The organism is Halomonas sp. DP5Y7-2, assembly GCF_019802025.1.
Taxonomy (GTDB): domain Bacteria; phylum Pseudomonadota; class Gammaproteobacteria; order Pseudomonadales; family Halomonadaceae; genus Halomonas; species Halomonas litopenaei_A.
This window is the reverse complement of sequence record NZ_JAHVHY010000005.1, coordinates 95805-117587: the sequence shown is the minus strand read 5'-3', so window position 1 is coordinate 117587 and position 21783 is coordinate 95805. Positions and strand designations below refer to the sequence as shown.

The following is a 21783-nucleotide window of genomic DNA, read 5'->3' as shown; positions in this document are numbered from 1 at the left end:
TGACAGGGCACAGTGACAGCGAGATGACGCTTGCAAGCAGGCCTTGGCGCCACCATGGTGAAGGAAGGGGGAGAAGACCGTGACCCTTGCCACTATCGATCAGGAGTGATCCATGACGCAGACACGTATCGAACGCGACAGCATGGGGGAACTGGAGGTTCCCGCCGGTGCTCTCTACGGCGCCCAGACCCAGCGTGCGGTCAATAACTTTCCCGTATCCGGGCAGGCCATGCCCGTCGCCTTCATTCATGCCATTGCACGGATCAAGCGATCCGCCGCCGTGGTCAATGTGGCCCTCGGCCTGCTGGATGATGCGCGAGGGCAGGCCATTATCGAGGCGGCCGATGAGATCATCGAGGGACGCCACGACGACCAGTTTCCGATCGATGTGTTTCAGACCGGCTCTGGCACCTCCAGCAATATGAACGTCAATGAGGTCATCGCCCACCTGGCCAGTCGTGATGACCTTCAAGTGGGGCCCAACGATCACGTCAACATGGGCCAGTCGAGCAACGATGTCATCCCGACGGCGCTGCATCTATCGGCTGCCCTTGAGGTCACGGGCCGCTTGCGCCCGGCACTGGTGCACTTGCGTGACACGATTGATCGGCGTGCCAACGAGCTCGACGGTGTGGTCAAGACCGGGCGCACCCACTTGATGGACGCCATGCCGCTGCGCCTGAGTCAGGAGCTGGGGGGCTGGTCCAATCAGGTAGGCCAGGCCATCGAACGCCTCGACAGTGCCCTGATTCGGCTATGTCGCCTTGCCCAGGGGGGGACCGCCGTGGGCACGGGCATCAATGCCCATCCCGAATTTGCACAGCGCATGGCGGAAGAGTTGTCACGCCTGACCGGACTGACGCTGAGTCCCAACGACAGCTTCTTTGCCAGTCTGGGGTCACAGGATGCTGCCGTCGAACTGTCAGGACAGCTCAAGGGGTTGGCCTGTGTGGTGATGAAGATCGCCAATGATCTGCGCTGGATGAACTCCGGCCCGCTGGCGGGACTCGGCGAGATCGAGCTTGAGGCCCTGCAGCCGGGCAGTTCGATCATGCCAGGCAAGGTCAATCCAGTGATTCCCGAGTCGGCGGCCCAGGCGGCAGCCCAGGTGATTGGGCTTGATGCGGCGGTGACCGTGGCCGGGCAGAGCGGAAACTTCCAGTTGAACGTGATGCTTCCGCTGGTCGCCAACAACCTGCTGACGGCCATTACCCTGATGACCCAAACCTCGGTACTGCTGGCAGACAAGGCGATTGCCAGCTTCAAGGTGCGCGAAGACAACCTGAGCGAGCCGCTGGCGCGCAATCCCATCCTGGTGACGGCATTGAATTCGGTGATCGGCTATAACGCCGCGGCGGCGATTGCCAAGAAGGCGTACCAGGCCGGGCGCCCGATCATTGACGTCGCCGAGGAAGAAACCGAGCTGGGACGTGAGGAGCTGCAGCGCCTGCTTGATCCGGTCGCCCTTACCCAAGGGGGCATTCCCGAATAGCGTTGTCGAGTGGCGGCGACGAGACCCGTTGATGCCTTTGGCGAAGCCCTGCACGGTCAGGGCTTCGCCGCGTTGGTCGCTGACGTCAGCTAGGCTCGTCCCGCTCCTTGGCTTCTTCCACGGTATCCCGGGCATCACGAAACTCCGCCGGTGCCGCTTCGGGGGTGTCGTGTTCGTCTGCCCTGGCCGGTCGGTAGCAGAGCCGAGCAAGAATCGGAAAATGGTCCGAGCCGAAGGCGGGAAGTCGCTCCATATGCGCCAGGGTGAAATGCTCGCTGACGAAGACATGGTCCAGCGGCCAGCGCAGCAGCGGTATGTTGGCATGGAAACTGGCGAACAGCCCGCGCCCGCGGCGGGGGTCCAGCATCCCACTGACACGGCAAAACAGTCGCGTGCTGCGGGACCAGGCAACATCGTTAAGGTCACCGGCGACCAGTGTCGGAACGGGGTCCTGATGGATCAGCTTGGCCACCAGCATCAGTTCGGCGTCTCTCCATAGCGACTCTTCGCTCTCGCTGGGGGCCGGGGGGCGCGGATGCAGCGCGTGGAAGCGTATCTGCTCGCCACTGGGCAGCTCGACGCCACAGTGGATGGAGGGGATGTCATCCTGTATCAGCCATTTGACCTTGGTGTCGTGCAACGGGCGGCGAGAGTACAGGTGCATGCCGTAGAGGTTGTCCAGGGGGACGCGAACAGCGTGGGGGTAGCTGTCAGCGAGCCCCTCATCCAGTTGGCTGCCCCACCAGTCATCCGATTCTAGCGTCAGCAGCATGTCCGGCTCGTGGTCCCTGACCAGCTTGAGCAGCCCATCACTGTTGCGATTGGGTGTCAGCACGTTGGCGACCATCAGCGTCAGGCAGCGGTCAGCGACATCGTCTTCCGCCGATTTCACTTGTACCGGCCAGAGCGGTGTCCAGGGCAGCACGTATCCCGCCTGTATGATCGCCACCACCAAGGCGACGATCATCAACCAAGGCGTCAATAGCGGGCTGGCCAGGGGGCTTGCCAGGGCGCACAGCAGAGCGGCGAGGCCTAGCTGCAGGCGCGGAAATTCGCAGGCTCTAAGCCACCACCAGTGGGTGGGGATTCTGGCGATCAGGGTCGCAGCTGCGAGCACCGTCACGACAGACACCAGTATGACATCAGCGATCAACTCAACCATTCGGCGGTCCTTCGACGTGGTGGTAAACGGGAGATCGTTGATCAGACTAACGAGATGTAGCGCTGGACGATAGGGCCACGAGAGCCGTCTTTTCGCTAGGGCTTCGACAGCGCAGCGCAGATCGCGGCAGCGTAAGTGACCGGGACCACCAGCTTTCGGGCTGAGCCTCGTCGGTCTGAACCCCGGTGGTCTGAGCCCGCACCGCGGGTTGACGCCATCGTGGGCTCAGGCGAGCTTGCGGGGGGCAGGGCGGTGGGTGTGGAAGTATTCCTGTAGCTGCTGCTCGGCGTCGTCGCCGAAAAGAATGCGCGCGGCCTCTTCAAGGCCGGGGGCGTCGCGCAGGCTTTCGTGGTCCACCACTAGCGCAATCTTCGAGCGACGGCGCAGGAAATCGTCCATCCGGGTGATCATCTCCTTGCTGGCGGCATGTTCCAGCTCGCAGCGAAGGTACTCGGTGCCCGCTATCAGCAGTTCCCCTTGTCGGCGATCTCTGCGGATCTGATCAAGCATGCCAAAGGCGCTCAGGCCGTAGCGGCGCCACAGTCGCGTGCTCAGTGCCTCGCTGGATGAGGCCGGCGTCATCGTGTCCAGTTCGAGCAGGCGTGCTTGGTGCATGAACTCCCGTCGATCATCCGCGTGGGGTTCTCCATACCAGCGTGCATCCGGGTCAGGGATGGTGACGCCCAGGGCGGCGACTTCCGCGACGATTTCTTCGCCGACGTTCACACAGTCGGTGAGTTTTCCGCCAAAGATACTGATATGACGATCCTCGCTTGAGGTGTCGATGGCGTGCTTGCGTGACATTTGCAGAAAATCCCGTTGGCCGTCGGCACTGGCCTTGACCGCCAGCGGACGCACGCCACAACGGCTGGCAATGACGTCGCTGCTCGTCAGTGGACGCTCCAGCGTCAGACGCTTGTTGATGTTGTCGAGAACGAAGCTGACGTCCTGGTCAGTGACGGCGACTTCCGGGCGTTGCTCCCGAGTATCGGTGGTACCAATGCAGGTACGGGGGCCCATGGGAATAGCGAAGAATAGCCGGCCATCGTCGGCGAAGAAGGCCAGCACTCGATGGTGATCGGTCAGCCGCGGCACGATCAGGTGGATGCCCTTTGAGTAGGCGTGGTGGTGCTCGGTGACCTGGCCACTGCGTTGGTTGTGGTCATCCACCCAGGGGCCCGAGGCGTTGATCAACACGCTGGCATTGATGCGCAGTGAGGTCTGCGCCTGATGGTCCCAGCCATCGACCACCCAGTGCCCGCCCTGGCGGCTGGCACCCCTGGACTCGACATAATTGGCAGCGGCAGCACCATAGTCCAGGGCGGTGCGCACGAAGTTGAAGACAAAGCGGGCGTCATTGTCGTGTAGATAGGCGTCAGAGTACTCGAATCCACCCACGGCATTGCCGGTATCGACGATCGGCTCCCTGGCCTTGATGCCTTTGGGGTTGAGATAGCGCGGTAGCCGGGTGAAGGCATTGCCCATCAGCCAGTACAGCCAGGTGCCGAGCCATAGTGTGCGTGGGTGATGCCGGAAGCCCTTGTCGACGGTGGTCAGAAAGCGAATCTCCTGCACTGTCGAGGGAAAGCTGCGAATCAGATGGTTGCGGCTCTTGCAGAGTTTTCTGACCAGGGCAAAGTCATAGCTTTCCATGTACTTGATGCCGCCCCAGACCAGATTGGAGGAATGCTGGCTGGTTTCGCCGGAGAAGTCGCCCCGGTCGATAAGGGCGACCTTGACGCCCTTGCCTGCCAGGGCGGCCGCGCTGGCGGCACCATTGATGCCGCCCCCGACGATCACTACATCGAAGTGCTCGGTCTTGAGTCGTTGCACATGGGTATCACGCAGCTGCATGAGTCCGCCTCCCTGGAGGTGTCAGGTGTCGTCGCGCTCCCAGTTCATGGTCCGCCGCACGGCCTTCTTCCAACCCTTGTAGCGCCGCTCGCGTTCCTCTTCGGCCATCGCCGGGCAGAAGGTGCGTTCGATATCGCCACTGTGGGCCAGCTGCTCCAGGCTCCAGTGCCCGACCGCAATGCCGGCCAGATAAGCGGCGCCGAGCGCCGTGCTCTCGATGACCTGGGGACGCTCCACGTTGACCGCGAGCATGTCCGCCTGGAACTGCATCATGACGTTATTGGCCACCGCGCCTCCGTCGACCCTGAGTGCCTTCAGGGTGATGCCCGAGTCGGCCTGCATGGCATCGATGATGTCGCGGGTCTGGTAGGCCAGCGCATCGAGGGTGGCGCGAGTGATATGTTCCTTGCTCGAGCCTCTGGTCAGGCCGAAGATGGCGCCTCGGGCGTACATGTCCCAGTAGGGGGCGCCGAGACCCGCGAAGGCCGGTACCACATAGACGCCGTCGGCATCCTCGACCTTGCTGGCGTAGTACTCGGAGTCTCCCGCCGCGTCGATCATCTTGAGTTCGTCCCGCAGCCACTGAATGGCGGCGCCGGCGATGAAAATCGAGCCCTCCAGGGCATAGGTGACCTTGCCGTCCAGGCTCCAGGCCACAGTGGTCAGCAGGCCTGACGGCGACGGTACGGGGGTATCGCCGGTATTCATCAGCAAAAAGCAGCCGGTGCCGTAGGTATTCTTGACCATGCCTTTTTCGAAGCAGGCCTGGCCGAACAGCGCCGCTTGCTGATCCCCGGCAATACCGGCGATGGGGATCTGCGCCCCGCCGAACATTTCCTTGGCGGTGGTGCCATAGACCTCGCTGGATGACCTGACCTGCGGCAGCATGGCCAGCGGAATATCGAGAGCCTCCAGCAGGCGAGCATCCCATTCCAGGGAGTGAATATTGAACAGCATGGTGCGTGATGCGTTGGAGACATCGGTGACATGCTGTTCGCCACGGGTGAGATTCCACAAAAGCCAGCTGTCCATGGTACCGAACAGGAGGTCGCCGGCTTCTGCTCGCTGCTGGGCACCATCGACCTGATCGAGTATCCAGCGGATCTTGGTGCCGGAGAAGTAGGCGTCCACCACCAGCCCGGTGGTGTCACGAATATGTTGTTCAAGCCCCTTGTCCTTGAGCGCATCGCACAAGGGAGCGGTGCGCCGGTCCTGCCACACAATGGCGTTATGGATCGGCTTGCCGGTGTGTCGGTCCCAGACCAGGGTAGTTTCACGCTGGTTGGTGATGCCGATAGCCGCGACCTGACTGGGTTTGACCCCTTGGGTTTCCAGCACCTCCCGGGCCACCCCCATCTGGCAGCCCCAGATTTCCATCGCGTCGTGCTCAACACGGCCCGCCTGTGGGTAGTGTTGGGTGAACTCTTTCTGGGCGATGCCAACGATACGGGTCGCCTGGTCGAACAGGATCGCGCGACAGCTGGTGGTCCCTTGGTCGAAGGCAAGAATGTAGGGGCGTTGCATGGGCAAGGTTTCCTGAAACGCGAATGACGACTTCAGCGTGGTGGATGAACGTACGCTTGGCCAGAGGCGGTAACGGTTCAGAGGGTTTCGGATTCGAAAATAAGCATAGACAGATGTTGGCTAACGAACAAATGCATGCGCGAAAAACGACCATGGAGGCTCGCCTCAGGCCGCGGAGACAGGCGAGTCACGCGATGTGCAGGGCCACGTCATGTGTCCTGAGAAGGCGGGCAATGGGCTCTGGTGGCTGACGGTCGGTGAACAACGCATCGAGTTGTGCGACGTTGCCTTGCCGCACCACGGGGTTGCGGCGGAATTTCGAGTGGTCAGCGGCAAGAAATACCTGACGTGAATTCTGGATGATGGCCTGGGCGACGCGCACTTCCTGATAGTCGAACTCCAGCAGTGAGCCATCCTCGTCTATCCCGCTGATACCGATGAGGCCGATGTCGACCTTGAACTGATGGATGAAGTCGATGGTGGCTTCGCCGATGATTCCCCCATCCCGCGGGCGAACCTGGCCGCCAGCCACGATCACCTTGAAATCTTCCTTGGGGTGGAGGATGGACGCCACGTTCAGGTTGTTGGTGATGACTTCCAGTCCCTGATGCTCCAGCAGCGCTTCAGCGATCAGTTCGTTGCTGGTTCCGATGTTGATGAACAGCGAGGCGTGATGAGGTACCTGGCGGGCGACGCTGGCGGCGATCCGTCGCTTGGCATCCAGGTTAAGCGTCTTGCGGGTGGCGTAGGCGGTGTTGACGGTGCTGGATTCCAGGCCGGCGCCACCATGAACACGCCTGATGCGTCCCGTTTCGGCCAGTGCATTGAGATCGCGCCGGATCGTCTGCGGTGTCACGCCAAAGTGGTCGGTCAACTGCTCGATGCTGGCGTACCCCTGGCGGCTGACCAGGTCGATGATGGCATCCTGACGCTGTTGCTGATTCATCTCAGGCGTTCCCTAAGCGATATCTGGTGATCGTAAACGAACTTGGCAGTGATTGGCGATGGTCTTCACCCGGTGCTCGTGGTTCATGTTGGGGGAGGGCAAAGCGCATGGCCGAGCACGCTCCATCAGAAAAAATCATTCGGTGAACTCAAGGGCTTGCATTATTCTGACGATCCCGTAGAATTCGCATCCGTTGTCAGGGATGAGGCCCTTCAAGGCGTCGCCCAGACCGGTCCAGTAAAGGAAGGTTGCTCAAGGGTAATTCGTTCCTCTGGACAGTGTAGGACCATAGCTCAGTTGGTTAGAGCGCCACGTTGACATCGTGGAGGTCGGCGGTTCAAATCCGCCTGGTCCTACCATTATGCAGTTCTGCCACATTTCGTGCCGGTGCCTGTTGTAGTGGTACAGGTAGTAGTGGCACATGCAGTAATAGCAAGGCTGATCTTTGCAGGACCATAGCTCAGTTGGTTAGAGCGCCACGTTGACATCGTGGAGGTCGGCGGTTCAAATCCGCCTGGTCCTACCAGTCAGTAGCCGCAGTTAGCGTTATACAGCAGGACCATAGCTCAGTTGGTTAGAGCGCCACGTTGACATCGTGGAGGTCGGCGGTTCAAATCCGCCTGGTCCTACCAGATTCCAGAAAAAGGCCCCGAGCACTATTTGCTCGGGGCCTTTTTCGTTGGTGGATCATTGTGTCTTCACCGCGCCGTTCCGTAAAGCTCCAGGATGCCCTCGCTGACGAGAGGCGTGGTGACGAGGGACAGGCTGGCGAGGGGTAGGTGACGAGAGAGCAGGCGGAAGGGGTAGCGGCGGGCAGAGTAGGGCAGTACGCCCTGGAGGCGTCACTGCCCTTGAGGTGGCCGCGATGTGGTGAGGCTTAGGCCTCCGAACTTAGAACTCAGAACTCAGAACTCAGAACTCAGTCCACTGGCCTGCCGAAAGACCTCTACCAGGCGCTCGATGCCTGCCTGGTCGTCGGCGCTGAAGCGCCCTTGCTGTGGGCTGTCCAGGTCGAGGACTCCCCACAGTTGGCCTGCGGCATCGAGAATCGGGACGACCAGCTCGGAGCGGGATGCGCTGTCGCAGGCGATGTGGTCCGCTACCGCATGCACGTCGTCGACGCGCTGGGTCTCAAGGCTTCGGGCTGCCGCACCGCAAACCCCCTTGTTGAACGGAATGGGGTGGCAGGCTGGCTTGCCCTGGAAAGGGCCAAGCGACAGCACCTGTGGCGTCTTGTGAAGATAGAAGCCTGCCCAGTTCAGCGCTTCGACTTCCTGCATGATAAAGGCGCTGGTCTGAGCGGCGTTGGTCAGCCAATCATCGCTGTCGAGAAGGGCGCTGAGCTGACGCACCAGAAGGTCATAGGATGACATGAGGGTCTTGATTCCGTCCTGCAGAAGTGAAAAAGGCCGACCATGCTGATCAGCATTGGCCGGCCTCGAAGAGCCAGTATGGGTTACTTCCAGCCAGGCACCGCGGAGCCCTTGAACAGTTCCTCGGCCTTGGCAGCGACTTCGTCGCTCTGGTAGGCGTCGACCAGCTGCTGAATGGCTTCGCTGTCTTCGTCGCCGCTACGCACGGCAATGATGTTGACGTAGGGTGACTCGGGACCTTCCTTGACCAGCGCGTCCTCCAGGGTCAGGCCGGCGGGCTGAGCGAAGGTGTTATTGATGAAGGCCATGTCCACATCCGGCAGTACGCGGGGGAGCTGGGCCGCTTCGATTTCGCGGAAGTCGAAGTCGTGGGGATTTTCCACGATGTTCAGCGGTGTGGCCTCAAGGTTCTCCGGATCATCGAGGGTGATCAGGCCCTCGTTATGCAGCAGGATCAGCGAGCGGCCTTCGTTCGACGGGTCGTTGGGCAGGGCGATGGTGGCGCCCTCCGGCAGTTCGTCGATGCTGGTGTACTTCTCGGAATAGGCGCCGATGGGATACACGAAGGTGCGTCCGGCAATGGCGAAGTCATAGCCCCGATCATTGACCATGGCGTTCATGTACGGCTCATGCTGGTAGGCGTTCGCGTCCAGGCTGCCGTCGGCGAGTGCGGCATTGGGTGTCACGTAGTCGGTGAACTCAATGATCTCCACGTCCAGGCCATAACGCTCTTCTGCCAGCTCGGCGGCGACCTGCATGACGTCGGTCTCCGGGCCCGCTACGGTGCCTACCTTGATGCTGTGCTCGTCAGCGTTGGCCTGGCTGATGGCCAGTGACAGGGTAGAAAGGGCAAGGGCGCCCAGCAATGTCTTGCGCATGATCGGTGTCTCCCACAGGCGGTGATGACGTGTGCCGCGATGATAATGGAATAACAAAGGTTTTGCTAATTCGTTTTCGCTATATGTTGCTGAGGGTCATTTATGGTTGCTCTTGCGCACCAGATAGTCGCCCAGGCTCTGAAAGACTTGCACCATGACGACCAGAATAGCGACGGTGATCAGCATGATCGTTGGATTGAAGCGATTGTAGCCATAGCGGATGCCCAGGTCGCCTAATCCGCCGCCGCCAACGGCTCCGGCCATGGCGGAGTAACTGACCAGGGTGACGGCGGTGACCGTCAATGCGGTAAAGATGCCGCCACGTGCTTCTGGCAGAAGCACTTTTGAAATGATTTGCCAGGGCGTGGCGCCCATGGACTGCGCGGCTTCCACCAGGCCGGGAGAGATTTCGTTCAGTGCTCCCTCCACCAGACGTGCAATAAAGGGAATGGCCGCGATGGTCAGGGGGACGGCCGCGGCATTGGTGCCAATGGAGGAGCCGACCAGCATGCGAGTGAACGGAATGATGGCCACCATCAGGATGATAAAGGGGATCGAGCGCCCGATATTGGTCACGATGCCGAGCACCGACTGAAGGACCGGCTGTGCCAGGATCTGGCCAGGCCGAGTCACGTACAGCAGGACGCCCAGCGGGATGCCGACCAGGGCGGAGAGAATGCCCGAGACCGCCACCATGTACAGCGTGTCCAGAGTGGCTTCGAGAATCAGATTAAACATCGCGCTGGACATGGCCGAGCACCTCCACTGTCAGGTCATGGGCTTGCAGATAGTCGAGGGCGCGGCGAGTGTCGTCGGCACCTCCCATCAGTTCGGCGATCATCAGGCCGAGGGTGCGTTCCTGGATGGACTCGACCTTGGCCTGCAGAATGCTGACGTCGACTCCACACTCCCGGGCCAGGCGCGAGATCAATGGCGTTGATACTGCATCGCCGGAGAAGGCCAGGCGTACCACCGGGTGAGTGTGCTCGCCCGCCTGGGGTTCGAGTCGGTCGATCAGCTCCCGTGGCGGCTCCAGCTCGAGAAAGTCATTGAGGAAGTGGCGGCCAAGGGCCGTGCGTGGCGAGGTGAAGAAGTCACCCACATCGGCCTCCTCGACCAGCTCGCCGCCGGAAATCAGGCCGACTCGGTGGCAGATGGTCTTGACCACCTCCATCTCATGGGTAATCAGCAGGATGGTCAGTCCGAGCTTCTGGTTGATGTCCTGAAGCAGTTCCAGAATAGAGGCGGTGGTCTGCGGATCCAGCGCTGAGGTGGCTTCATCGCACAGCAGCACTTGTGGCCGGCTGGCCAGGGCCCGGGCAATCGCGACGCGCTGCTTCTGGCCGCCGGACAGCTGGGCGGGATACTGCTTGGCCTTATCCGCCAGGCCAACCAGCTCGAGCAGAGGCGTGACACGTTCCTTGATCTCCGCTCCCTTGACGCCCATCAGCTCAAGCGGCAGCGCCACGTTGTCGAACACGGTGCGCGACGTCAGCAGGTTGAAATGCTGGAAGATCATGCCGATGCGATGGCGGGCCTGATTGAGGGCCGGCCCCGCGAGCCCGGTCAGCTCCTGGCCGTCGACTTCCACGGTGCCCGTGGTAGGGCGCTCCAGCAGGTTGACGCAACGAATCAGGGTGGACTTGCCAGCGCCCGACAGGCCGATGACGCCGTGAATCTGTCCGCGAGGCACATGCAGGTTGACGTTTTTCAGCGCCTGGACCGCGCGTGGTCCGGTGCCGAAGGTCTTTGAGAGGTTGGTCAGTCGTATCATGTCAGCCACCGGGTGGGCACCGAGTGACCGGGGGCGGGCAGGACCATGGGCAGGTCAGGCAGAGGGCAGGCAAGAGCAAGGGGTGTCCAAAAAAAAGGCCACCCTGGCGGGTGGCCATCAACGCTGGACACACCCTTTTAGCTGCACTTCATGCGCTGACACCTTGTGAGTGTCATGGCACGGGCGCCCGCAATCCGGGTACAAATCGGCGCCTAAAAATGTAGCCGGCAAGAATAGGGGGCTTGCTGAGTCCTGTCAATCACTTGTCGACGTGGATGGGGGCGTCAAGATGGAGGTTCGTCTACCGCCGAGTCACCCGCCCACTTACCCACCCACGGGGAATGCCGGCAGAAGACCCATGAAGGCCAAGAGGGTGACGCTTGATCATCGCCTTTCGTGGGGCGGGGCCGTCGCTTGCATGGAACTTTAGGGCGGAGATCCATAGACTGGCCCGATCGAAGGCCGAGGCCTTTTCGCTGGCGAGGAGATGAGGATGTTTACCGGGATTGTGCAAGGCACCGCTGAAGTGGTCGACATGATCGAAGCTGAGGCGTTTCGCACCCATGTCGTGCGCCTGCCGGAGCACTTGCTGGAAGGTCTGGCACTGGGCGCGTCCGTGGCCCACAACGGGGTGTGTCTGACGGTGACTGCGGTGGACGGCGATCGGGTCAGTTTCGACCTGATGCGCGAGACCCTCAGGGTGACCAATCTAGGCGCGGTATCCATTGGCGACCGCGTCAACATCGAGCGTGCGGCGCGTTTTGGCGATGAGATCGGCGGGCACGCCATGTCAGGGCATGTCATGGCGCAGGCGGAGCTGGTGGAGCTGGACGAGGCGCCCAATAATCGGCGCCTTTGGTTTCTGTTGCCGGAGGGGCTGGACAGGTTTGTCTTCACCAAGGGCTATATCGGCGTCGATGGCATCAGTCTGACCATCGGTGCACTGCGTCAGGAAACCCGTGGCGGTGCGTTCTGCGTCGACCTGATTCCGGAAACGCTGGCCCGCACGACGCTGGCGGATCGTCGACCCGGAGACAGGGTCAATATCGAGGTGGACCCCCAGACCCAGGCGATTGTCGAGACCGTTGAGCGAGTGCTGGCGGCGAAAGGTGGCGCCTGAATCAGGGGCGGTGGCCTTGTTCGCTGTGGACGTCGGAGATCGTCTTGCTCGCTGTGCCGTAGCGCCCGTAGCAGAGGAGACGAGGGCCTTCCTCGCTTGAGGCGGTGCTAACTTAATCGGATGCCACATTCCGATTTTGCACCGACCGTGATCAGTGAGGACGACCATGAAAATGACAGCCAAGGCATTGGCGGCAGGGGCGTGCATCCTAGCGTGCGGGTTTGCCACGATGGCGACCGCCGAAAGTGATCTATCACCCTGGGTAGACGACGACGGCACCATTCACCTGCCCGAGAATTTCCGCACCGAGATGGCCCACCTGGGCTCCTGGTTTGTGCCAGAGGGAGATGCGAGCGGCTTCCACAACGTCTATACCGAGCCCGAAAGCATTGCTGCCTATCGGGAAAACGGCGTGTTCCCCGACGGTGCCGTGCTGGTGAAGGAGCTGCGCGCCCATAGCACCGGTGACTACACCACTGGCGCCGGTGTGAGCTACGAGAACGACACCATTAAACAGTGGTTTGTGATGGTCAAGGACGCGACCAACCGCTTTGCCGACAGCAATGGCAGTTGGGGGGACGGGTGGGGCTGGGCCTTGTTCAAGACTGACGACCCGGCGACCAATGTGTCGGCGGACTACCAGACGGACTGCCTGGGCTGCCATGTCCCGGCAAAGGACAAGGACTGGATCTATACCGAAGCCTACCCGATTCTGGTAGAGTAGCGCGCTTTCGAGAGTCGCCACCGTCGGGCGCAGGTGCTGTTGCATCGCGCCCGATGTGCGTTTTGGCACCGATCTGTTCGGTGGCAGACGCGGTCAAGCGTTGGCTTCATTGTGCAGTATCGTCGTGCGTCCCCCGGCGGCCTGCTATATGGTGTCTCTAGCCACCGGGTGGCGGGGCACGGTCGGTGACTCTCGTCCTGGACACCCCCTCATTGACTCCACGTGCAGGACCTAGCGCATGTCCAATCCCCAGCCTGAATCGAACCAGGGCAAGAGTCCCCTCGATCGCTTCTTCAAGCTCAGCGAACACCGTACTACCGTGAAGACAGAGGTCATCGCCGGGATCACGACCTTCCTGACCATGGCGTACATCATCTTCGTCAACCCAAGCATCCTGTCCGAAGCGGGCATGGACTACGGGGCGGTCTTCGTGGCTACCTGTGTGGCCGCGGCGGTGGGCTGTCTGATCATGGGTCTGTGGGCCAATTACCCCATCGCCCTGGCGCCGGGTATGGGCCTCAATGCCTTCTTCACCTACGGCGTCGTGCTCGGGATGGGCTATACCTGGGAGGCGGCACTGGGTGCGGTGTTCCTGTCGGGCGTTACCTTCTTTCTGCTCAGTATCTTCCGCATTCGCGAATGGATCATCAATTCCATTCCGATCACATTGAGGCTCGGGATTGCTGCCGGCATCGGCCTGTTTCTTGCCATGGTGGCCATGAAAAATGCTGGCATCATCGTGGATAACCCGGCCACTCTGGTGTCAGTCGGTGACCTTTCCGAACCTGCGCCGCTTTACGCCCTTGCCGGTTTCTTCGTTATCACCGCGCTTGCTCACCTGCGGGTCACCGGGGCGGTGATGATCGGTATTCTCGGCGTGACGCTGGTTGCCATGCTGCTTGGACACAATGAATTCAGCGGTGTGGTGTCGATGCCGCCTTCCATTGCACCGACCTTGATGTCGATGGACCTCGCTGGCGCGTTCAACGTGGCGATGATCAGCGTGGTCTTTGCCTTCCTGTTTGTTGACCTGTTCGATACCTCCGGCACGCTGGTCGGTGTGGCTCATCGCGGTGGACTGCTGGACAAGGATGGCAAGCTGCCTCGTCTGGGGCGCGCGCTGATGGCCGACTCTACTGCCTCCATGGCAGGTGCGGCGCTGGGCACCTCGACCACTACCAGCTACGTCGAAAGCACGGCAGGTATCGCTGCCGGCGGGCGGACTGGCCTGACGGCCGTGGTAGTGGCCGTACTGTTCCTGCTCAGCCTGTTCTTTGCGCCGCTGGCGGGCTCCATACCTGCCTACGCCACGGCGGGGGCGCTGCTGTACGTGGCCTCCCTGATGGCGGGCAGTCTGGCTCACGCCGACTGGGATGATGCCACCGAGGCGGCCCCGGTACTGATCGCCGCTCTGGCCATGCCGTTGACCTTCTCGATTGCCGAGGGTATTGCCTTTGGCTTTGTCAGCTATGTCGCCATCAAGGCCCTGTCAGGTCGCTTCAAGGACCTGAATGTTGCCGTGGTCATCCTGGGCGTACTGTTTGCCATCAAGATGATTTTCCTCGATTGACCGGCGCTCCTCCGCCTCTCTCCGCCGCCGGCTTTGACGCAAATGGCGGCGGGTGGCGTGACGGACCGTGCAGCGGTCAATCTGACGGGTAGCCTTGTCAGCAGGGCTACCCGATGTTGTCATTTCCTTCGTACCCGATTTCTAGCGAGAACCGCCATGAGCATTTACGGCGACTACATCAAGTCTGTCATTCGCACCGTTCCCGACTGGCCACAGCCGGGCGTCAATTTTCGTGACATCACCCCGCTTTTGCAGAATAGTGCCGCCTTCCGCAAGCTCATCGATAGCTTTGTGCACCGCTATCAGGAGATGGATCTGGACGCGATTGCGGCGATCGACGCTCGCGGTTTTATCGTCGGCGCGCCCGTCGCTTACGAGCTGGGCTGCAGCTTTGTGCCGGTGCGCAAGAAGGGCAAACTGCCGTTTCGCACCATCAGCCAGACCTATACGCTCGAGTACGGCACGGCTGAGGTTGAGCTGCACTCCGATGCCTTCCGCAATGGTGATCGTATCCTGGTCGTCGATGATCTGATCGCTACCGGAGGCACCATGCTGGCGGCAGCTGAATTGATCAGTCGCAGTGGCGGCCAGGTGGTGGAGACCTCTGCCATCGTGGACCTGCCCGACCTGGGTGGTTCGCAGAAGATTCGTGATGCAGGTCACAGCGTATTTGCCGTTTGCTCGTTCACTGAGGACGAATGATCCATGAGTAGCCATCGTTATCACCGTCATTTTGTCGTCTCCTGGGACCAGCTGCATCGCGATGTGCGCGAGCTGTGTCATCGGCTGATCGAGCGCGACACCAAGGGCATCATCGCTATCACTCGGGGCGGACTGATTCCGGCCGCCTTGATCGCCCGTGAACTCAATGTGCGCTTGATCGATACGGTCTGTATCAAGAGCTACGACCACATGGAGCAAGAGGGCCTCGAGGTGCTCAAGGGCGTCGATCACGACGGCGAAGGTTGGCTGCTTGTCGACGACCTGGTCGATACCGGCAAGACCGCCAAGGCCGTCCGCGAGATGCTGCCCAAGGCGCATTTTGTGACGATCTATGCCAAGCCTGAAGGGCGCCCCCTGGTGGATCAGTACCTGACGGAGGTGGCTCAGGACTGCTGGATCCAGTTCCCCTGGGACATGGGTGTGGCCTATGTGGAACCCCTGGCCGACCAGCGTCGGTGATGGCCATGGGGCAGGTGTTGTCGGGAGCGTGGCAGCGTCACCTGGGAGCAGAGTTCGACGCGCCTTACATGCAGCAGTTGAAGGCCTTCCTGGCTGACGAGAAGGCTGCGCGCAAGGTGATCTATCCGCATTCGTCGGATTGGTTTCGCGCCTTTGAACTGACCCCGCTCGAAGACGTCAGGGTGGTCATTCTCGGCCAGGACCCCTACCACGGTCCTGGCCAGGCCCACGGCCTGTGCTTTTCGGTACGTGCCGGCATCAAGCCGCCGCCTTCCCTGGTCAATGTCTACAAGGAACTGTCCCAGGACCTGGGTGTGGAGCCTGTGCCCCACGGGCATCTCGAGGCCTGGGCGAGGCAGGGGGTACTGCTGTTGAACACCTCCTTGACGGTGGAAGAGGGCAATGCGGGCTCCCACCGCGGCAAGGGCTGGGAGACGTTTACCGATCGCGCTATCCAGACCGTGAGCGCCGAAGCAGGGCCCTGCGTGTTCCTGCTGTGGGGCTCCCACGCGCGCCAGAAGAAAGCGCTGGTGGATCGCCAGCGTCACCTGGTGCTGGAGTCGCCGCACCCCTCGCCGCTGTCCGCCCATCGAGGCTTCTTCGGTAACCACCACTTCTCGCGGGCGAATGCGTTTCTCCAAGAGCAGGGGCGTGGGCCGATCGACTGGCAGCTGCCGTCTAGCCCCTAGCGGGCTGCCTCGCCACCGGGCCGTGCAGGCGTCGGTGGCAAGGCTCAGCGGCGATTGTTCGCAGCGGGTTAACCTGAGAGCAGGATACGGGTAGAATGGCGCGCAATTTGTCGCCCGCGTCCATGCGACGAAGGTCGTCCTAGTCCCACCCTCTCCGTCATCTAAGAGGACTCGTCATGAGCGTCCATGCCATCGATCACCCCCTGGTCCAGCACAAACTCGGTTTGATGCGTGAAGCCGGTATCAGCACCAAGAGCTTCCGTGAGCTGGCTGGCGAGGTGGCCAAACTGCTCACCTACGAGGCGACTCAGGATCTGGAGCTGGAAGATCACGCCATCGACGGCTGGAGTGGCAACACCATTACCGTCAAGCAGCTCAAGGGCAAGAAGGTGACGATCGTCCCGATCCTGCGTGCCGGTCTGGGCATGCTGGAGGGCGTGACCGACCTGATTCCCAGTGCGCGGGTCAGCGTCGTTGGCCTGTACCGTGATGAGGAAACGCTGGAGCCTGTTCCCTATTTCTCGAAGTTTACCAACGACCTCGATGAGCGCATGGCGGTAGTCATCGACCCGATGCTGGCTACCGGTGGCTCCATGGTCGCCACGCTCGACATGCTGCGTGAACGCGGCTGTCAGCTGATGCGTGTGATCGTGCTGGTCGCGGCGCCGGAGGGCATTCGCCGCGTGCAGGAGGCGTATCCGGATATCGAGATTTATACCGCATCCGTGGATGAGCGCCTGGACGAGAACGGCTATATCGTTCCCGGTCTCGGCGATGCCGGCGACAAGATCTTTGGTACTCGTTGAGACCAGCCACGCCTGCGGGGTCATGATGCGGTCGGTCACGGCCGTCGCCCCGGCGAGTTGATCAGACTGGCTGTCGAGACATGCGCCCAATGTTCTTTTACGAACATTGGGCGCGTTTTTTTTCACTAAAACAACATTGCCTGCGCACGAGAGGATGCTGCGCAGAAGTGTTCTGCATTAGACAAAAGTTGATGAATTGGTGAAAGACGTTTTATTTCAATGTGTTGTGATGGATTGTTGGTGATGTGTCGGGGTGATTGAGGGGTTTCGTTTAAAAACACCGGGGTGCCTTCGACAATCTCTACTACCGTACAGATGACGCCTTCGAAGGAGGGCGATGTTCGGTGGAATGAGACGGCCCATGACCCTGATCCTCGACGGTGTCACCCGCAGGGTGGCAAACGAGACCCACATTGACGACGTTAGTCTGACGCTGGCGCCAGGCTCGTTCAATGTTCTGCTGGGGCGAACCCTGGCGGGAAAGACGAGCCTGATGCGCTTGATGGCTGGGCTGGATCAACCCAGCCGAGGACGTATCCTGATCAACGGTGAAGACGTGACAGGAAAGGGCGTGCGCCAACGCAATGTGGCCATGGTCTATCAGCAGTTCATCAACTACCCCCACCAGAGTGTCTTCGACAACATTGCATCTCCGCTCAAGCTGGCACGGGCTCCCAAGGCAGAACTTCGGCGCCGGGTGCAGGAGGTGGCTGAGCTGCTGCATATCGAGGGACTGCTGGATCGTCAGCCGCTGGAGCTGTCTGGCGGGCAGCAGCAGCGCACCGCGATGGCACGGGCGCTGGTCAAGGACGCTGAGCTGGTGTTGTTCGATGAGCCTCTGGTCAATCTGGACTACAAGCTGCGGGAAGAGTTTCGGGAAGAGCTGCGTGAGCTGTTCGCCCGACGGGACTGCATCGCTGTCTATGCCACCACGGAGCCCGCAGAGGCACTCGCGCTGGGTGGCGACACCGCCATTCTGCATGAAGGTCGCCTGGTCCAGCATGGGCCTGCCGCGACGGTGTACCGTGAGCCGGTGTCGCTGACCGCTGCGGACATGTTCTCCGAACCCCCCATGAATGTGCTCGAAGGCGAGATCCGGGACGGCCACGTCAGTTTTGATGGCGAGCCCGCTTTCGCCGTTGACGCCGGCATGTCGCGGCTCGAAGAGGGGCGCTACCACTTTGGGGTACGTCCTGCCCACCTGGCGATTGCGCCGCAATCCGACGATGATCTGGCCTTGGATGTCTGCGTCGAGCTGGCCGAGATCAGCGGCTCCGAGACGTTTCTCCATGTGGGCAACGCTCGCATGTCGCTGGTGGCCCATCTGGAGGGTGTGCACGGCTTTCAGGTAGACGCTCCGCTGCGGCTATATGTGCCGGTGCATCGACTGTACGTGTTCGACATGCAGGGCAGGACGGTGGCCGTGCCTGCTGAGGTGGGGGCCAGTATGTCACGCAGAGCCGAACACGCCCCCGCGAGTGCAATCCATCGGGAGGAGCGCTAGATGGCAGAGATACGTCTTGAGCAACTGGCGCACAGCTATCTGCAGCAGCCGTCCGGTCCGGCTGACTTTGCGATCGAGCGCATGACGCATACCTGGGAACAGGGAGGCGCCTACGCGCTGCTTGGGCCGTCTGGCTGCGGCAAGTCGACGCTGCTGAATATTATCTCCGGTCTACTGGTGCCGTCCCAGGGCGAGGTGCTGTTCGATGGTGTTCAGGTCAATGAGCTGCCGCCGGAAGAGCGCAACATTGCCCAGGTGTTCCAGTTTCCGGTGGTCTACGACACCATGACCGTGTTCGACAACCTGGCCTTTCCTCTGCGTAACGTCGGCACTTCCGAGGAGCGTGTCAGAGAGCGGGTCGAGGAGGTGGCGGACATTCTCGACCTGACCGCGCAACTGCCGCGCAAGGCGCGCAATCTGACGGCCGATGAAAAGCAGAAAGTGTCGATGGGGCGGGGCCTGGTGCGCGACGATGTTGCGGCGATTCTGTTTGATGAGCCATTGACGGTGATCGATCCCCAGCTGAAATGGAAGCTGCGTCGCAAGCTCAAGGAGATTCATCAGCGCTTTGCGGTCACGATGATCTACGTGACCCATGATCAGCTGGAGGCCTCCACCTTTGCCGACAAGATCGCGGTGATGTACCAAGGCAGCATCGTGCAATTCGGGACGCCGCGGGAACTCTTCGAAGCCCCCGCACATACCTTTGTCGGCTACTTCATCGGTAGCCCCGGCATGAACTTCTTCACGCCACAGCTCGACGCCGATGGGGCACTCGTGGGTGGGCAGCCGCTGCCGCTGTCGCCCGGCTTTATGAGTGCCCTGCGCGATGCCATGTCCCGCAGCGACAACGTCACCCTCGGCATTCGGCCTGAATTCATCGAGGTGGTGTCCGCGGACGACGGCGGCATGCCAGCCACGGTCTCTCACCTTCAGGATCTTGGTACCTACCGCATTGTCACTGCCTCGCTGGGCAGTCTGACCTGCAAGGTACGGGTCGACGATGCCCTCGACCCAGCGACGTCGTGCATTCACCTGCACTTTCCCGAGCGTTGGTTGGGGCTCTACGTGGATGAACGGCGGGTGGAGGTGGCGTCATGAACAAGGTGCCGAATAACCGGGCCTGGTGGCTGGTGCTGCCCATGCTGTTGCTGGTGGCATTCTCCGCCATTGTGCCGTTGATGACCGTGGTCAATTACTCCGTACAGGATGTGTTCGACGCCAATACGCGGTTTTTCACCGGAACCGAATGGTTCGTGCAAATGCTCAATGACCCCGCCTTGCAGGCGGCTCTGGGTCGGCAGTTTGCCTTCTCGCTGACCATTCTGGTGATTCAAGTGCCCCTGGGGGTCGGTATCGCGTTGCTGATGCCCAAGCGGGGCTGGCGGGCCTCGCTGGTGCTGGTGCTGGTGACATTGCCACTGCTGATTCCCTGGAATGTGGTCGGCAGCATCTGGCAGATATTCACCCGCGGGGATATCGGTCTGATGGGTTTCAGCCTGCGCCAGCTGGGGTATCCCTATAACATCACCTCGAATCCGATGGATGCCTGGGTCACCATCGTGCTGATGGATGTGTGGCATTGGACATCGCTGATCGCCTTGCTGTGTTACAGCGGTCTGCAGGCGATTCCCGAGGCCTACTACCAGGCTGCCAGGATTGACCGGGCGTCACGCTGGGCGGTGTTCCGCTACATCCAATTGCCCAAGTTGACCAATGTGCTGGTGATTGGCGTGCTGCTCCGGTTCATGCACTCCTTCATGATCTATGCGGAACCCTTCGTGCTGACCGGCGGTGGGCCGGGCAGTGCCACCACCTTTCTCAGTCAGTCCCTCGCCATCATGGCCACCGCCCAGTTCGATGTGGGGCCGTCGGCGGCGTTCTCGTTGATCTACTTCCTGATCATTCTGCTGGTGTGCTGGGTGTTCTATACCGCCATCATGAATCTGCAGAAGGATCGCCAAGGAGGGTCGCGCCATGACTAGGCCATTGCCATCCAGCCCTGACCAGGTGAACGAGCACGCCGCACGGCAGGCGGCCAGGCGTCGGCGTCGCCAGCGCTCGGCCGGACGCAGGATACGACGCGGTGGGTTGATGCTGGCCTATCTGGTGTTCGTACTGCTACCCATCTACTGGTTGGTCAACATGTCACTGCAGACCAACAACGAGATCCTGGGAGAGCTGACCCTGTGGCCTCAGGCGCTGACCTTCGACAACTACACCCGGATCTTCACCGACCCCAGCTGGTACATGGGCTACGTCAACTCCATGACCTATGTGGTGATGAACATGGTCATCAGCATGGCGGTGGCCTTGCCCGCCGCCTATGCCTTCAGTCGCTATCGGTTCATCGGTGACAAGCACCTGTTCTTCTGGCTTTTGACCAACATGATGGCGCCGCCTGCCGTCTTCCTGCTGCCTTACTTTCAGCTCTACTACACGGTCGGCCTGTTCGATACGCACATCGCCGTGGCCTTGGCCCATTGCCTGTTCAACATACCGTTGGCGGTCTGGATTCTCGAGGGCTTCATGTCCAGCGTGCCCAAGGAAATTGACGAGACCGCCTTTATCGATGGCTACAGCTTCCCGCGGTTCTTTGTCCAGCTCTTCATTCCGATGATTCGCTCAGGCATCGGCGTGACCCTGTTCTTTCTGTTCATGTTTTCCTGGGTCGAGCTGCTGCTGGCCCGCACCCTCACCTCCACGGAGGCCCAGCCCATCGTGTCTGTCATGACGAGAACCTCCACCGCCTCTGGTATCGATTGGGGAACCCTGGCGGCAGCGGGAGTGCTGACCATCGTGCCGGGCATCGTGGTGGTGTTTTTCGTCCGCCATCATATCGCCAAGGGCTTTGCTCTGGGGCGCACCTAAGGAGCCGCGACATGGACTGGATGGTGTGGACCCTACCTACGGCGATGTTCTTCTCCGTCATCGCACTGCTGCTGGTGCTGATGACCACCTGGGAGCTGATCTCGCCCAGCCGCGAGCGCCGCGGTTTTCTTCCGATCAGCACAACGCGGGGAGACCGGTTCTTTATCGGCATGCTGTCGGCGGCGTATATCCACCTCGCCGTTATCGGCTTTACCAGCCTTGGTCTGTGGCTGGCATTGGCGTTATCGGTGGTGTGGATGGTGCTGCTGTTGCGCTGGGGGTAACCGACAGCATGCCTGCACCCATTGGCTGGC

At 61.1% G+C, this 21783-nt stretch carries 21 protein-coding genes and 3 tRNA genes; 16 read left to right on the top strand and 8 right to left on the bottom strand.

What is annotated here, in order from left to right; translation table 11 throughout:
* The first annotated feature begins 112 nt into the window (after positions 1-112).
* Complete coding sequence (locus tag KUW18_RS10455) at positions 113-1492, top strand: class II fumarate hydratase (protein ID WP_222561371.1); 1380 nt, start codon at positions 113-115, stop codon at positions 1490-1492.
* Between the two features lie 85 nt (positions 1493-1577).
* On the opposite strand, the gene KUW18_RS10450 is transcribed toward KUW18_RS10455, so the two are convergent.
* From KUW18_RS10450 to KUW18_RS10435, 4 genes are all read right to left on the bottom strand, one after another.
* The gene (locus KUW18_RS10450; RefSeq protein ID WP_206944608.1) at positions 1578-2654 is read right to left on the bottom strand and encodes an endonuclease/exonuclease/phosphatase family protein; all 1077 of its coding nucleotides are present in this window, start codon (positions 2652-2654) and stop codon (positions 1578-1580) included.
* A gap of 225 nt (positions 2655-2879) precedes the next feature.
* Entirely contained in the window at positions 2880-4508 is a 1629-nt protein-coding gene (locus tag KUW18_RS10445) for a glycerol-3-phosphate dehydrogenase/oxidase (RefSeq protein WP_222561370.1), read from the bottom strand.
* Between the two features lie 21 nt (positions 4509-4529).
* Positions 4530-6032, bottom strand: a complete 1503-nt coding sequence (gene glpK / locus KUW18_RS10440; protein WP_222561369.1) for a glycerol kinase GlpK — start codon at positions 6030-6032, stop codon at positions 4530-4532.
* A 187-nt stretch (positions 6033-6219) separates the two neighbouring features.
* Complete coding sequence (locus KUW18_RS10435; RefSeq protein WP_222163339.1) at positions 6220-6978, bottom strand: DeoR/GlpR family transcriptional regulator; 759 nt, start codon at positions 6976-6978, stop codon at positions 6220-6222.
* A gap of 282 nt (positions 6979-7260) precedes the next feature.
* Here KUW18_RS10435 and KUW18_RS10430 point away from each other — a divergent pair.
* From KUW18_RS10430 to KUW18_RS10420, 3 genes are all read left to right on the top strand, one after another.
* A tRNA-Val gene (locus KUW18_RS10430) sits at positions 7261-7337 on the top strand.
* Between the two features lie 90 nt (positions 7338-7427).
* Positions 7428-7504 (top strand) — tRNA-Val (locus KUW18_RS10425).
* Positions 7505-7533: 29 nt separating this feature from the next.
* Positions 7534-7610: transfer RNA gene (locus KUW18_RS10420), tRNA-Val, on the top strand.
* Positions 7611-7883: 273 nt separating this feature from the next.
* Here the strand turns inward: KUW18_RS10420 and KUW18_RS10415 are convergent.
* From KUW18_RS10415 to KUW18_RS10400, 4 genes are all read right to left on the bottom strand, one after another.
* Positions 7884-8351, bottom strand: a complete 468-nt coding sequence (locus tag KUW18_RS10415; RefSeq protein ID WP_222486003.1) for a GAF domain-containing protein — start codon at positions 8349-8351, stop codon at positions 7884-7886.
* A gap of 83 nt (positions 8352-8434) precedes the next feature.
* Positions 8435-9229, bottom strand: a complete 795-nt coding sequence (locus tag KUW18_RS10410) for a MetQ/NlpA family ABC transporter substrate-binding protein (protein WP_206944598.1) — start codon at positions 9227-9229, stop codon at positions 8435-8437.
* 96 nt (positions 9230-9325) lie between these two features.
* Positions 9326-9979 carry a methionine ABC transporter permease gene (locus KUW18_RS10405; protein WP_206944596.1) on the bottom strand — a complete coding sequence of 218 codons (654 nt, stop codon included), beginning with the start codon at positions 9977-9979 and terminating at the stop codon, positions 9326-9328.
* Positions 9960-11003 (bottom strand): methionine ABC transporter ATP-binding protein, encoded by a 1044-nt coding sequence (locus tag KUW18_RS10400; protein WP_222163336.1) that lies wholly within the window; start codon positions 11001-11003, stop codon positions 9960-9962. The genes KUW18_RS10405 and KUW18_RS10400 overlap by 20 nt, the downstream gene beginning before the upstream one ends.
* A gap of 493 nt (positions 11004-11496) precedes the next feature.
* On the opposite strand from KUW18_RS10400, the gene KUW18_RS10395 reads away from it, so the two are divergent.
* The 12 genes from KUW18_RS10395 to KUW18_RS10340 all read left to right on the top strand — a co-directional run bounded on the left by KUW18_RS10395 (position 11497) and on the right by KUW18_RS10340 (position 21753).
* Positions 11497-12123, top strand: a complete 627-nt coding sequence (locus tag KUW18_RS10395; protein WP_222163335.1) for a riboflavin synthase subunit alpha — start codon at positions 11497-11499, stop codon at positions 12121-12123.
* Between the two features lie 229 nt (positions 12124-12352).
* Positions 12353-12847 (top strand): cytochrome P460 family protein, encoded by a 495-nt coding sequence (locus tag KUW18_RS10390; protein ID WP_224907536.1) that lies wholly within the window; start codon positions 12353-12355, stop codon positions 12845-12847.
* Between the two features lie 238 nt (positions 12848-13085).
* The gene (locus tag KUW18_RS10385; protein ID WP_206944588.1) at positions 13086-14417 is read left to right on the top strand and encodes an NCS2 family permease; all 1332 of its coding nucleotides are present in this window, start codon (positions 13086-13088) and stop codon (positions 14415-14417) included.
* Positions 14418-14573: 156 nt separating this feature from the next.
* Positions 14574-15119, top strand: a complete 546-nt coding sequence (locus tag KUW18_RS10380) for an adenine phosphoribosyltransferase (protein ID WP_206944586.1) — start codon at positions 14574-14576, stop codon at positions 15117-15119.
* A gap of 3 nt (positions 15120-15122) precedes the next feature.
* Entirely contained in the window at positions 15123-15599 is a 477-nt protein-coding gene (gene gpt, locus KUW18_RS10375) for a xanthine phosphoribosyltransferase (protein WP_206944584.1), read from the top strand.
* A gap of 5 nt (positions 15600-15604) precedes the next feature.
* A complete protein-coding gene (ung, locus tag KUW18_RS10370; protein ID WP_222486137.1) occupies positions 15605-16288 on the top strand; it encodes a uracil-DNA glycosylase in 684 nt (227 codons plus the stop codon).
* 176 nt (positions 16289-16464) lie between these two features.
* Entirely contained in the window at positions 16465-17094 is a 630-nt protein-coding gene (gene upp / locus KUW18_RS10365) for a uracil phosphoribosyltransferase (protein ID WP_206944580.1), read from the top strand.
* Between the two features lie 361 nt (positions 17095-17455).
* Positions 17456-18598, top strand: coding sequence for an ABC transporter ATP-binding protein (locus KUW18_RS10360; RefSeq protein ID WP_222561368.1), 1143 nt, complete (start codon positions 17456-17458; stop codon positions 18596-18598).
* Positions 18599-19699 (top strand): ABC transporter ATP-binding protein, encoded by a 1101-nt coding sequence (locus KUW18_RS10355; protein ID WP_222486139.1) that lies wholly within the window; start codon positions 18599-18601, stop codon positions 19697-19699.
* Positions 19696-20583, top strand: a complete 888-nt coding sequence (locus KUW18_RS10350) for a carbohydrate ABC transporter permease (RefSeq protein WP_206944575.1) — start codon at positions 19696-19698, stop codon at positions 20581-20583. The genes KUW18_RS10355 and KUW18_RS10350 overlap by 4 nt, the downstream gene beginning before the upstream one ends.
* Before the next feature lie 109 nt (positions 20584-20692).
* A complete protein-coding gene (locus KUW18_RS10345) occupies positions 20693-21469 on the top strand; it encodes a carbohydrate ABC transporter permease (protein ID WP_409995801.1) in 777 nt (258 codons plus the stop codon).
* Positions 21470-21480: 11 nt separating this feature from the next.
* Positions 21481-21753, top strand: coding sequence for a DUF2160 domain-containing protein (locus KUW18_RS10340; RefSeq protein WP_206944573.1), 273 nt, complete (start codon positions 21481-21483; stop codon positions 21751-21753).
* Positions 21754-21783 lie beyond the last annotated feature (30 nt).